General features: G+C 63.3%; 13 protein-coding genes. 4 read left to right on the top strand and 9 right to left on the bottom strand.

The window, feature by feature from the left end:
* A partial coding sequence (locus tag FHP91_RS13555) for a DUF3426 domain-containing protein (RefSeq protein WP_222105209.1) occupies positions 1-1,194 on the top strand: 1,194 nt, incomplete at its 5' end.
* Between the two features lies 1 nt (position 1,195).
* Positions 1,196-1,588: a diacylglycerol kinase gene (locus tag FHP91_RS13550; protein WP_144310103.1), complete on the top strand. Its 393-nt coding sequence runs from the start codon at positions 1,196-1,198 to the stop codon at positions 1,586-1,588.
* Positions 1,589-1,611: 23 nt separating this feature from the next.
* On the opposite strand, the gene FHP91_RS13545 is transcribed toward FHP91_RS13550, so the two are convergent.
* The 3 genes from FHP91_RS13545 to FHP91_RS13535 all read right to left on the bottom strand — a co-directional run bounded on the left by FHP91_RS13545 (position 1,612) and on the right by FHP91_RS13535 (position 4,313).
* The gene (locus FHP91_RS13545; RefSeq protein WP_144310109.1) at positions 1,612-2,082 is read right to left on the bottom strand and encodes an outer membrane lipoprotein; all 471 of its coding nucleotides are present in this window, start codon (positions 2,080-2,082) and stop codon (positions 1,612-1,614) included.
* Entirely contained in the window at positions 2,082-3,017 is a 936-nt protein-coding gene (locus tag FHP91_RS13540; protein WP_144310102.1) for a carbohydrate kinase family protein, read from the bottom strand. The genes FHP91_RS13545 and FHP91_RS13540 overlap by 1 nt, the downstream gene beginning before the upstream one ends.
* Positions 3,018-3,098: 81 nt before the next feature.
* Complete coding sequence (locus FHP91_RS13535) at positions 3,099-4,313, bottom strand: glycosyltransferase family 4 protein (RefSeq protein ID WP_144310101.1); 1,215 nt, start codon at positions 4,311-4,313, stop codon at positions 3,099-3,101.
* A gap of 162 nt (positions 4,314-4,475) precedes the next feature.
* Here FHP91_RS13535 and FHP91_RS13530 point away from each other — a divergent pair, with 162 nt between their 5' ends.
* Positions 4,476-5,234 carry a GNAT family N-acetyltransferase gene (locus FHP91_RS13530; protein WP_144310100.1) on the top strand — a complete coding sequence of 253 codons (759 nt, stop codon included), beginning with the start codon at positions 4,476-4,478 and terminating at the stop codon, positions 5,232-5,234.
* A 98-nt stretch (positions 5,235-5,332) separates the two neighbouring features.
* The gene (locus tag FHP91_RS13525; RefSeq protein ID WP_246116311.1) at positions 5,333-6,046 is read left to right on the top strand and encodes a lysophospholipid acyltransferase family protein; all 714 of its coding nucleotides are present in this window, start codon (positions 5,333-5,335) and stop codon (positions 6,044-6,046) included.
* On the opposite strand, the gene FHP91_RS13520 is transcribed toward FHP91_RS13525, so the two are convergent.
* From FHP91_RS13520 to FHP91_RS13495, 6 genes are all read right to left on the bottom strand, one after another.
* Entirely contained in the window at positions 6,016-6,828 is an 813-nt protein-coding gene (locus FHP91_RS13520; protein ID WP_144310099.1) for a symmetrical bis(5'-nucleosyl)-tetraphosphatase, read from the bottom strand. The genes FHP91_RS13525 and FHP91_RS13520 overlap by 31 nt on opposite strands.
* Positions 6,829-6,833: 5 nt before the next feature.
* Positions 6,834-8,714 (bottom strand): polysaccharide biosynthesis protein, encoded by a 1,881-nt coding sequence (locus FHP91_RS13515; protein WP_144310098.1) that lies wholly within the window; start codon positions 8,712-8,714, stop codon positions 6,834-6,836.
* 148 nt (positions 8,715-8,862) lie between these two features.
* Entirely contained in the window at positions 8,863-9,882 is a 1,020-nt protein-coding gene (locus FHP91_RS13510) for an MraY family glycosyltransferase (RefSeq protein ID WP_144310097.1), read from the bottom strand.
* 34 nt (positions 9,883-9,916) lie between these two features.
* Positions 9,917-10,876 (bottom strand): UDP-glucose 4-epimerase family protein, encoded by a 960-nt coding sequence (locus tag FHP91_RS13505; protein WP_144310096.1) that lies wholly within the window; start codon positions 10,874-10,876, stop codon positions 9,917-9,919.
* Between the two features lie 5 nt (positions 10,877-10,881).
* On the bottom strand, positions 10,882-12,009 hold the full coding sequence (wecB, locus tag FHP91_RS13500) for a non-hydrolyzing UDP-N-acetylglucosamine 2-epimerase (protein ID WP_144310095.1): 1,128 nt from the start codon (positions 12,007-12,009) through the stop codon (positions 10,882-10,884).
* Positions 12,002-13,012: a polysaccharide biosynthesis protein gene (locus tag FHP91_RS13495; RefSeq protein WP_144310094.1), complete on the bottom strand. Its 1,011-nt coding sequence runs from the start codon at positions 13,010-13,012 to the stop codon at positions 12,002-12,004. Before FHP91_RS13495 ends, wecB begins: the two co-directional genes overlap by 8 nt.
* Positions 13,013-13,018: the final 6 nt, after the last annotated feature.

Below are 13,018 nucleotides of genomic sequence, written 5' to 3'. Positions count from 1 at the left end.
GCGCCCGAACCTGCGCCCGAACCTGCGCCCGAACCTGCGCCCGAACCTGCGCCCGAACCTGCGCCCGAACCTGCGCCCGAACCTGCGCCCGAACCTGCGCCCGAACCTGCGCCCGAACCTGCGCCCGAACCTGCGCCCGAAAACCCCGGTTTCCACGCACCCGCCGACACACCTAGCCGGCTGTTCCAGGATCTGGATACGTGGATGCCGGAAGACGACGACACGATCTCGGACCTTGAGTCGGACCTTGAGTCGGACCTTGAGTCGGACCTTGAGAAGGATATTGAGTCGGGTATTGAATCGGAGCCTGAAACAAGTTCGCACTCGGATGCCAGGCTTGAATCCGGCCGGGAGACCGGCGCGGCCTCAACAACGGGCAAAGACTTGGGTGCGGGCCCCGAGACCATCTGGGATTTTGACGACCTGCCAAGCGCCCCCGCGCCCGGACACTGGCAGTCCGGCAGCAATGCCGAATCCACGACCGGCACCGTGCAAGACGACGTCATCACCTTCGAGCCGCTCGAACCCGACGACGGTTTCGACGACCCGGAATCCCGCGAAGCGTCATCCACCGATACCGATACCGATACCGATACCGATACCGATACCGAACCGGCAGAAGACGATACCAGCACGCCCCTCGCGGACACAGCGGACACGCCGCAGGCCCCCGAGCCGGCAACGCCGGCCCTCGCCGCGCTGCCAATCGCCCGCAAGCGTAACCCGTGGCTGATGAGCTTGCTGGTGGGTGTACTGCTGGCCGCCTTGGCGGCACAGATTGCACTGATCTACCGGCAGCAACTGATCAGCATCCTGCCGGCCACCCGCCCGTTCATTGAAACCCTGTGCGCCAACGTCGGTTGCGACATGGCCTTGCCGCAGGACGCGACCCAGATCGGCATTGAAGCCTCGGACCTCAACCGGCTCCCCGATGCCGACGCCTTGTTTGAGCTCACCGCCACACTTCGCAACCGCTCGAACACCGCCATGGCGTTTCCGCACCTGGAACTGACGCTGACCGACCTGCGCGACAAGGCCTTGGTGCGCCGCGTGTTCTCACCCAAAGAATGGCTGGGCGCCGCTGCCGACGACGCCGCCGGTTTTGCGGGGCAAAGCGATCGCATGGCGCGGGTCGCCTTTTCGGCCGACAACGTGAACGCTTCGGGTTACCGGCTCTACGCCTTCTATCCGTAACATGACTTCCCGCAGCGGTCCGCCGGACACCTCTCCTCAAAAGAGCAAGGCAGGCTTCGCCCGTCTGGCGAACGCGTTTCGCTACTCATGTGCGGGCCTGGTCGCCGCCTTCCGGCACGAAGCGGCTTTTCGCCAGGAATGCGCGCTGGCTGCGGTGTTGATTCCGGGGGCGTTATTGAGCGGGGCCAGCGGCGTGGGTAAAGCGCTGCTGGTGGGCAGCGTGATGCTGGTCTTGTTGATGGAATTGATCAATTCCGCGATCGAAGCGGAAGTGGATCGGGTGTCGCTGGAGCGACACCCGCTGGCCAAACGCGCCAAGGACATCGGCAGCGCCGCCGTGCTGGTGGCGCTGATCAACCTCGTCGCGATCTGGGCGCTGGTGCTGCTCGGCTGAGCAGAACCCGGCGCCCAAAGCACTTAGCGCGTCACCCGCATGGTGCCGCCGTCCTGGACGATACGCACCCGCTCGCCAGCACGGAAACCTTCACCCGCATCTTCCTGCACCACCGCCATGTAGCGGCCGTCATCCATGCGCACGGTCACTTCGACGCCTTGCGAGCGTGTCACGCCCTCTTCGACCGCCGAGCCGGCCAGGCCACCGGCCACTGCGCCCAGCACCGCGCCCACTGCCGCGCCCTTGCCGCGACCGATGCTACTGCCCGCGATACCACCGATCGCGCCACCAGCGATCGTCCCGACCGGGCTCTTGGTGCCCTCGAGTTTGACCAGACGAACTGACTGCACCGTGCCGAACTTGACCACCATCGCCCGGCGCGCTTCGCCGCGCGAATAGGTGTCGCCCGTCAAACTGCCCGCGCAGCCCGACACGCCAATCAGCGCCACCAAGGCCAGCAGCAGCGCCCGTCCGTTGCGTTGAATCCAGTCCATCACCATGGTTTCTCTCCAAAAGCTGCCGCATACCGTTCGGCAATTTCATTCCGGCTCGGGCGGTGATTCTGGCCACCGCGTTGCGCAATCTTGAGACTGCCCATCACCGACGCCAGCCGCCCGGTCGTCTCCCAATCCATCCCGTTGGCGATGCCGTACAACAAGCCGCTGCGGAAGGCGTCGCCACACCCGGTCGGATCGACCAGTGCTTCTGCTTTAACGCACGGGATGTCGATTCGTTGTCCTTCAACGTAAATCTGCGAGCCCTCGGCGCCCAGCGTGACCACCAGGGCATCCACGTCATTGGCCAGATCTTCGATGCTCCGACCGGTTTTTTCACTCAACATGCGCGCTTCGTAGTCGTTGAGCGCGCAATAACTGGCCATCTCCAGGCAGGCTTCAAGCTCCGGCCCCGAGAACATTGGCAAGCCCTGGCCCGGATCAAACACGAAGGGAATCCCCGCTTCAGCAAACTGCTGGGCATGCCCGAGCATGCCGTCCCGGCCGTCCGGCGCGACGATGCCAAGCTTGACGCCTTTGGCATCTGAGACCCGGTTCTGGTGCGAATGGTTCATCGCGCCCGGGTGGAAGGCGGTGATCTGGTTGTCGTCCACATCGGTGGTGATGAAAGCCTGGGCGGTAAAGCTGCCCGACACCTGGCGCACATGGTCGGCGCGCAGGCCGAGCTGCTCCAACCTCGCCTGGTAGGGGCCGGCATCGTCGCCAACCGTGGCCATGATCAGTGGGTCGGCGCCCAGCAATTTCAGGTTGTAAGCGATGTTGCCGGCACAACCACCGAACTCGCGCCGCATGTCGGGCACCAGGAAGGCAACATTCAGGATGTGGATCTGGTCCGGCAGGATGTGATTCTTGAACCGATCATGAAACACCATGATGGTGTCGTAGGCTACCGAGCCGCAAACTAGGATAGACATGGGCGCTTCCGCTCAAAGGGCAAACCGTGATTATAGTCTGCCCGGCCCATGCGACGTCCGCTGGGGCGCCGCCCGGGGGCATCAGCCCGCCACCCACACCCCGTTTCGGACTTCATGCTGCTTGATGATGCCGGTCATGAGCTGCACCATCTGAGCGGCCACCGCGGGCCAACCGAGGTTCTGAACGCTCTGTCGCGCGGCCTTTGCCATCGCCAGCCGTCCGCAGCGATCGCCTGCGACACGCAATGCCGCATCGACAAAGGCGTTCTCGTCCGCTACCGGGGCCAGTGCGCCGTTGTCGCCATCGCGCACACGCTCTGCGCCAGCAGCATAATCAAAACACACCACCGGCAAGCCGCTGGCCAGCGCTTCGGTGGTGACATTGCCGAAGGTTTCGGTAAGGCTGGGAAAGAGGAACATGTCGGCCGAGGCGTAATGCGCAGCGAGATCTTCACCGGTGCGCATGCCGGCATAACCGTGCTCAGGATAGCGCCGCGACAGCGACTCGCGCGATGGGCCGTCGCCAACGAACAGGAGCCGCGCTTCGGGCACGCGCTGCTGAATCGCCTCAAAGGCGCGAATGGCCAGCGCGAGGTTTTTCTCTGGCGCTAGGCGGCCGATCACCGCCACCACGAGAGTGTGGGGCTCGGCCCCCCAACTCGCGCGCAAGGCTTCGTCACGCCGCGCAGGCGTGAACAAATCCGTGTCGACGCCGCGCGGCACGACCTCGATCTGGCGCACGCCATCCCTTTGCAAGGATGCAGCAAGCGCGCGCGTCGGCACCAGGCACACGTCGCCCTTATTGTGAAAGCGCCGCAGGTAGGCCTTGACCGGGGTTTTCAGCCAGCCCACGCCGTAGTAAGTGCTGTAGCTGTGGAAGTTGGTATGAAACTCGGTGATCGTCGGCAATCGCAGCTTGCGCGCCGCCGCCAGCGCCGACCAGCCCAGTGGCCCCTCGGTGACCACCAGCACGACATCGGGTCGCTTGACCGACCACAGCCGGATCAGCGCGCTGCGCGCCGGCAAGCCCATTTTGAGGTGCGGGTAGCGCGGTATCGGCAGCCCGCGCGAGAGCATCTCTTCGTAGTGCGCCTCTTGCGCGGCCACGTCGCCGGCATTTTGCCGCGGTCGCACCAGCATGACGCTGTTGCCGTGTCTTACAAGGCCGTCGACCACGCGCGCGGTGGTCAGCGACACCCCGTTGATCTCCGGCGGATAGGTTTCCGTCACCACCGCCACACGCAGCCGGCCGGCGTCGGCGGGCAGTTCGACATAGGAAAGTAAGCTCGCGTCCATGGCGGCGACTGTCGCGCGACCGGGCGACACCCGAATGACGATTTGGTGACATTCGCATGACAGGCTAGCCGCGCAGCCATGTCACATGCCGGTAAAACCCGTGTCACGCGAGCGCAACCTGCCCTTTCTAAAGTGGCGACCATTGTCACTGCGGAGCACACCATGCTCGATAAACGCCAGGAATCATCCCAACGCCGCCGCCGCAATCTCCACGTGGGGCTGGCCACCTGCGACACCGAAGTGGTCGAGGCCCAGAAGCTTCGTTACCGCATCTTCGCCGATGAAATGGGCGCTCGCCTGAACACCCGCACGCCGGGCGTGGACCGGGACATCTACGACCCCTTCTGCGAGCACCTCATCGTCCGCGATGAAGACCAGGGCAAGATCGTGGGCACCTACCGCATCCTGCCGCCCGACGCAGCGCGCCGTGTGGGCGGCTACTACTCTGAAAACGAATTCGACATCACCCGCCTGCTCCATCTGCGTGATCGCATGGTCGAGATCGGCCGCTCCTGCATCGACGCCGACTACCGCTCCGGGGCGGTCATTGCACTGCTGTGGTCCGGTCTGGCGCGTTACATGCAGGAGAACGGCTACGACTACCTGATCGGCTGCGCCTCGGTGAGCATGGCCGACGGGGGCCACCATGCGGCAAGTTTGTATAATCAGCTGCGCGACAAGCACATGGCGCCGCTGGAATACCGAGTCTTCCCGCGGGCGGCACTGCCGCTCGACAAGCTGCGCGGCGATCTGGAGACCGAAGCGCCGCCGCTGATCAAGGGCTATCTGCGCGCCGGCGCGTGGATCTGCGGCGATCCGGCCTGGGATCCGGACTTCAACGTGGCCGATCTGCCCATCCTGATGCCGATGGGCCGGCTGGATGCCAAATACGCAAAACACTTCATGGGACGCGAAGACTGAAACCCACCACCTCTTCCCTGCAACAAGGCTGGCGCTATACACGTCTTGTCCTGCACCTGCTGCGAGGCATACTGACCACGGCGCTGGTTTTCCCCTGGGTGTCGCTTGATCGCCGCGGCCGCCTGCGCCAGCATTGGTCGAAAGGTCTGCTGGCGCTGCTGGGCATCGTGCCACGCTTCAGCGGGGCCGAGCTGGCCTGCCCGGCGCTGCTGATCGCCAATCATGTGTCGTGGGTGGATATTTTCGCCATCAACACGCTGAGTCCGAGCGCTTTCGTGTCAAAAGCCGACGTGCGCCAATGGCCAGTCATCGGCTGGCTGGCCGCCATGAACGAAACGGTGTTTTTGCAACGCGGCAGCCGCGGGCACGCGCGCATCATCAATGCAGAGATCGCCACGCACATGGCGGCGGGGCGCCATGTGGCGGTGTTTCCGGAAGGCACCACGACCGACGGCTCGCATGTGCAGCACTTTCACGCCGCCCTGCTCCAGCCCGCCATCGCCGCCGGCCAACCGGTGCAGGCGCTGGCAGTGTGCTATCGCACCCCGAACGGCGAATTCACACGGGCCGCCGCCTACGATGGCGACCTGTCGGTGCTCGACAGCCTGAAAGCCATCATCGCCACACCGCGTATCGAGGTGCATCTGACGGTGCTGCCGGCCATTGCCACGACGGATGCCAATCGCCGCGACATCGCCGCCCAGGCTCACGCCGCCATTTCCGCCGTCGTCAATCCACCGGACGCTGCCGATATCGCACCAGTGCGCGAAGCGGCCTTAGACTACTTGGTGGATTCCGCCGCGTTGACCTGAAAGACCTCGCCGTCCTCCAGCCGATAGGCGGTGAGCTTGCCACCCCACAGGCAACCGGTATCGAGGCCGACAAAGCCCGGCTCGATACACAAGCCCAGCGCCGACCAATGACCGGCCAGAATGGTGTAGCCCGCGTGCCGCCGCTTGGGCACGCTGAACCACGGCACCGCGCCGTCGGGGGCGTTTGACGGCGGCCCCTTGTGCTTGAACTCCATGAGCCCCTCGGGCGAGCAGAAGCGCATCCGCGTCATGGCATTCACAATGCAGCGCAGACGGTCCTGCCCCTTGAGCTTGTCCGACCATTTCGCTGGCGCATTGCCAGCAAGATCGGCCAGAAAAGCCTGCCGCGACGGCCCCTGCAGTACCGACTCGACCTCCGCGGCCAGTTCGCGCGCCTGCGGGATAGTCCATTGCGCCAGCAGCCCCGCATGTACCATCGCAAAGCGACCCTCCACATGCATCAAGGGACGGCTCGCCAGCCAGTCGAGCAGTTGATCCGCATCCGGCGCATCAAGGATGAGCTGAATGGTGTCGTCCTTGCCACGCTTGGGCCAACCTGCGGCGACCATCAGCAGATACAAATCGTGATTGCCGAGCACCACCGTGGCCGACACCCCCAAGCCGCGGATGGCGCGTAGCGTCTCGAGCGACTTTGGCCCGCGATTGACGATATCGCCAACGAACCACAGGCGGTCACGACTAGGGCGAAAGCAGATTTTCTGGACCAGCGCGAGAAGCGAATCATGGCAACCCTGAACGTCGCCAATCACATAGGTGCCCACCGGTGTCAGGCCCGGCGGACGTCGCTATCGGTCAGCGCGCCTGCCACCACTTTCAAGGCCGGTCGCCCTTGCATCGGCACATACTCCGGCACCCATCGCAGCAAGCCCTGACGCACCGCCTCGTCCGCCACCGGCCCACAGGTGTCCAGCCAGGCGCCAAGCACGCTCAGGAAGTCCGGTGCCACCGGCCGTGAGCGCGCAATGCGCAGTTTGGGATGCGGGGTTTCGCGGGTTTGTTCGGCGTCGGTCAGCAACTCTTCGTAGAGCTTTTCGCCCGGACGCAGACCGCTGAACTCGATACGGATCTCCTCCTCGGCATAGCCCGACAAGCGGATCATGTTGCGTGCCAGATCGACGATGCGCACCGGGTCGCCCATGTCGAGCACAAAAATCTCGCCGCCCCGCCCCATGCTCGCCGCCTGCAACACCAGTTGCGCCGCCTCGGGGATCGACATGAAATAGCGGGTGATTTCCGGGTGGGTGACCGTCACCGGCCCGCCCCGCGCAATCTGCTCCTGGAACTTCGGAATCACGCTGCCCGTGCTGCCCAGCACATTGCCAAAACGCACCATCCCGAACTGTGTCGTGCCGCCCTGCGAATGCAGCGCCTCGCACACCATCTCGGCCAGCCGCTTGGTCGCGCCCATCACATTGGTCGGATTCACCGCCTTGTCGGTGGACACCAGCACGAAGCGCTCAGCGCCGTGACGCTGGGCGCATTGCGCCACCTGCAAGGTGCCAAACACATTATTGCGCACCGCCTGCCAGGCATTGCCCACCTCCATCAGCGGCACATGCTTGTAGGCCGCCGCATGGAAAACCAGGGCCGGTTGCCACTGGGCAAAAATCTCATCGAGACGCTGCGCATCCTTGACATCACCGGCCAGCGGGACGATGGCGATGTCGGGCTGATGATTCGCGAACCATTGCTCGATGGTGTAGAGCACAAACTCGCTGGCTTCGACCAGCACCAGCCGCGCCGGCGCAAACTTGGCCAGTTGCCGGCACAGCTCGCTACCGATCGAACCGCCCGCGCCGGTCACCAGCACCGTCTTGCCACCCACCATGCTGTGCACATGCGCGGAGTCAATCGACACCGCCTCGCGGCCAAGCAAGTCTTCGATCTCGACCGGACGCATGGCATTGATCGCCACCTTGCCACTCATCAGATCTTCCAGACCCGGCACCGTAAAGGTGTGCGCACCGGCGCGCACCGCCAGATCGGCCGCACGTCGCAAGGCATCACCCGCGGCCGAGGGCATGGCCAGAATCACATGCTGCGCCTTGAAGTCCTGCAGCACCTGCGGCAAAGCATCGATCCCTCCAGCCACGAGACATCCATAGAGTTCCAGCCCCTGCTTGGCGGTATTGTCGTCAACCAGCGCCACCACCCGCCAGTCCGGGCTGCGCTCCAGTTCACGCACCAGCATCGCGCCACCGGTGCCGGCGCCAACCACCACGACGGGCTTGCCGGCCGCACGCAAATCACCATACAACCGATGCTCTTTCCACATCCGCCAGGTGGCGCGCCCACCGCCCATGATGGTGATCAGCAACAAAGGGTAGAGAATCACCATCGACCGGGGGATGCCAGGCAGCGTGCGGTCGACCGCCAGCATCACCAGCAAGGCCACCGCTGAGACCCCAACTGCCTTCAGCACCCGCTTCAGATCCGGCAAGCTGGCAAACACCCACATGCCGCGATACAGGCCCGCCCAGCGGCAGGCCGCCGCATGCACCACCAGCAGCACCAGCAGGCTCACCGAAAACTTCAGCTCATAGCCTGCCGGCCATTCGAAATTGAAGCGCAACATGAAGCCGAGCGACCACGCCACGGCAGCGGTCACCAGGTCAAACAGAACAATGAGTGTGGTACGAAAAGGCATGATCGAATCTTCAATCCTGGCGGAGCGTTCGCCGCGCCAAACCAGGCACGACATCACGACGACGGAGGGTTTTCCGCATTATATCGGCATGTCGACAGGCAGCCGCCTCAAAACGCCATAATGCCGACAGTCTCAGTCAGCACCACACTCAAGCGGACGACGCGTCTTCCGGCATGCCGGCCCGCAATCGCACCGCAAAAACCACCAAGGGTAAATAGGCGACGGCCAGTCCCATCCAGGGCGTAAGCACCCCACGCGCAACCCCCACCGCCAACGGCAACAACCAGAGCAGATTGATTCCCGCCACTGCCAGAGTCACCGGCAAGTGCCGCCCCGCCCGGCGGGACGCATGCTGATAGGCATGGCTGCGATGGGCTTCATACACACGGTCACCGCGTAGCAGGCGCCGTATCAAGGTGTAGGTCGCATCGACGATGAACACGCCGAGCAGTATCGTCCAGCTCCAGAACAGATCCGGCGAAACCGCCGCCGCCTGGAAGGACAGCACGCCCAGCGTGATGCCCAGAAAACCACTGCCGGCATCGCCCATGAAAATCTTGGCCGGCGGAAAGTTCCACACCAGAAACCCCAGCACCGCGCCGCCCAGCGACAAGGGCACCAAGGCATCGGCATTCGCACCCTGGAGCCAGTAGAGCAGCGCACCGCCGCCGCAAACGCAGATGGCCTCGACACTGGCAATGCCGTCGATGCCATCCATGAAGTTGTACAGATTGAGCATCCACACCAGATACAGCGCGGCCAGCACCATGCTCACACCGCTGGCGCTGCCAGGCACACCGGCCGGCATCACCCCAGCCGGCTGCAACCAAACCAGCGCCCAGACCGCCGCGCCGAAGTGCGCCAGCAAGCGCCAACGCGCCGCAATATGGCCGTGGTCGTCCAGAAAGCCAATCAACGCCACCAATCCCCCGGCCCCGGCCATCGCCCAGGCACCGGAAGCCTCCAGCGCGCCCAGCACCACCAACAGCGGCAACACACCCAGAAAACACAGCACGATCGCCACGCCACCGCCACGCGGCGTCGGTGTGACATGAGAGCTGCGCGCGTTCGGCACGTCCATCAGACTGCGCGCCAGCGCGTAGCGACGCAGTCGTCCAGTCAAAAAGAACGCGCCGAGCACGATCAGGGGCAAGAACCAGGCACTCATGGGCGGATCGCAATCGCTTGAAAGAGGGAGAACATCATTGGCGCTGGGCCAGATAATCGGCCGCGACTTTCTTCAAGCCAACGTCCACCGAATCCGGCGGCATCCAGCCGAGCATAGTCCGTGCCTTGCTGATATCAACCTGAAGCGACCCACACAAGCGGGTCGCCAGCGCCTGGCGCCCTAGCAAGCGGGCAACGGTCGAAATCCAGCTCGGCGGCACCGGCAGCAAGCGCGCACGCCGCCCCAGTGCGTCGGCCACACGCGTCAACAAGGCAGTGGTCGATAAATCCTCGCCATCGCCCGCCAGAAACACCTGATTCGCCGCGGCCGGATGACTGGCACAGCAGACCACCAGATCGGCCAGATTATCCACGCCAACCAGGCTACGACGATTATCGATCGCACCGAAAGGTAGCGGTATGCCTCGGCACAGCCAACTCATCATCGAACGGAAATTGGCTTTCACGCCCGGGCCATAAACTAGCGGCGGGCGCACTACAGCGACCTCCAACGTGGTCTCACGCGCCAGATCGAGCAGGCCCTGCTCGGCTTCAAGCTTCGACACACCATAGGGATCGCACGGCATCGGCGGCGTCGCTTCAGCAAATGGATGCCCCGGTTCGGTGGCCTCACCGTTAACCTTGATCGAGCTGACGAACACCAGACGACGACACCCCGCCCGCGCCGCCGAACGCGCCAGGTGCAGCGTGCCGTCGACATTGCTTCGGCGATACGCCGCCAGCGGGTCGGACTCGGTGTCGTGCATGACATGCACCCGCGCCGCGCAATGGATCACCACATCAACATCGACCAACGCCGGCAGCCAATCGGTATCAGGGCCAAGGTCGCCCACCAGGCATGGTTCAATCCGGTCATCTACCGACGCCGGCAACGTTCGGTAAGCACCCCGCACCACCACACCGTCCTCGCGCAGCAAACGGCTGAGCACCGCCCGCCCGACGAAACCACTCGCCCCAGTCACCAGAACCCGCATGGCAGTCAGGTCTTGCGCCACACCGTACGGTTGACGTAGTCGGTGTAGCTGAGAACAACGCGCACAACCTGCTTTGACACCGGCCCCGCCTGATAGTCAGGCACCACCGGAATCACGCGTCGCGCCCGGTCGTGCTGCGATGTGATGACCTTCACTGCTTCCAGAACCGCAGCACGCTTGAGGCCGCTCATGATCAGCGTACCTTCATCCATACCCTCCGGACGCTCATGCGCATTACGCAGGGTCACCGCCGGCAAATTGAGCAGGGATGCCTCCTCGGTAATCGTGCCGCTATCCGACAACACGCAAAAAGCTGACATCTGCAGCTTGATGTAATCGAGCAAGCCGAAAGGCTTCGAGAACCGGATCAAGGGATGCTCAAGCGATTCCCCAAGCGCCTCCAGACGCTTTCGGGTGCGCGGATGAGTCGAAACGATCACCGGAAAACCGTAGGTATCGACGAGTCCACGCAAGGACTCAAGCAAGTCGCGCAAATTCTCCGGGGTATCGACGTTCTCTTCACGATGCGCGCTGACAATGAAAAACTTTCCGCTGTCCAGACCTTCGCGCGCCAACACATCCGACGCCTCGATGCGCGGCATGTAGTAGTTGAGCACCTCCTCCATGTGCGAACCGGTCTTAATGATCGTCTCGGGTCGAATGCCCTCGGCAATCAGATACCGGCGGGCGTGCTCGGTCAGTACCATGTTGATGTCGGAAAGATGGTCCAACACCTTGCGGTTGAGCTCTTCAGGCACCCGTTGATCAAAGCAACGGTTGCCCGCCTCCATGTGAAAAACCGGAATTTTTCGACGCTTTGCGGGAATCACCGCGAGGCAAGTATTGGTGTCGCCATAGAGCATGAGAGCATCGGGCTTCTCGCGCTCGAACACCGCATCTGCCTTGGCGATCACCTCGGCGATGGTCTGGGCGGCATTCTCACCAGCGGCACCGAGAAAGTGGTCTGGCTTGCGGATATCCAGATCGTCGAAGAACACCTGATTCAACTCGAAATCGTAGTTCTGACCAGAGTGCACCAACACATGCTCGACCTGGCGGTCGAGCTCGGCGATCACCCGGCTCATCTTGATCAATTCGGGCCGGGTGCCGACGAGCGTCATGACTTTAAGCACGCAACACCTCGCGAATGTAGTCAAGTGACTGCAGCACAGTCTTGACCCCGGCGATATCCAGCCGCTCGGTATTGTGGGAGGTATAGTCGTCCAGTTCCGAAATACGCTGCTCACCCTCGACAAAATACTTCTTGTAGTTCAGATCGCGGTTATCGGCCGGGATGCGATAGTAGCGGCCCATGTCCTCGGCCTTGGCCATTTCCTCACGAGACACCAGCGATTCGTAGAGCTTTTCGCCGTGACGCGTACCGATGATCTTCACCGGATTCGCACTTCCCAGCAGCTCTTTCAAGGCCTGCGCCAGATCGCCTACGGTTGAGGCCGGCGCTTTCTGAATGAAGATGTCACCCTGCTCCGCATGCTCAAACGCATGCAGCACCAGATCCACCGAATCCTCCAGCGACATCAAGAAACGCGTCATGTTCGGATCGGTTAGCGTCAGCGGCTCTCCCGCCCGAAGCTGATCGACAAAGAGCGGTATCACCGAACCCCGCGAGGCCATCACGTTGCCATAACGGGTCGCGCAGACCACCGTGCCACCGGCAGGAATGGTGCGCGACTTGGCCACCATCAGCTTCTCGGCCATCGCCTTGGAAATGCCCATGGCGTTGATCGGGTAGACCGCCTTGTCGGTGCTGAGCACCACCACCCGGCTCACCCCGCGCGCGATCGCCGCGTTCAGCACGTTCTCGGTACCCAGCACGTTGGTGCGGACCGCTTCCATCGGATAGAACTCACAGGAAGGCACCTGCTTGAGCGCCGCGGCATGGAACACATAGTCGACCCCGGTCATGGCCTGCGCGAGGCTGTCGCTGTCACGCACGTCGCCGATGTAGAACTTGACCTTGTCGTTCGCCAGCGCGATCCGCATGTCCTCCTGCTTCTTCTCATCGCGACTGAAGATCCGTATTTCCTTCACGGCGGTGTCAAGAAAGCGGGTGAGCACGGCGTTACCGAAGGACCCCGTCCCGCCGGTAATCATGAGTGTCTTGCCAGAAAACATAAACTA

It is taken from the genome of Denitromonas halophila (assembly GCF_007625155.1).
Taxonomy (GTDB): Bacteria; Pseudomonadota; Gammaproteobacteria; order Burkholderiales; family Rhodocyclaceae; genus Nitrogeniibacter; species Nitrogeniibacter halophilus.
This window is presented reverse-complemented; position numbering and strand designations above follow the sequence as displayed.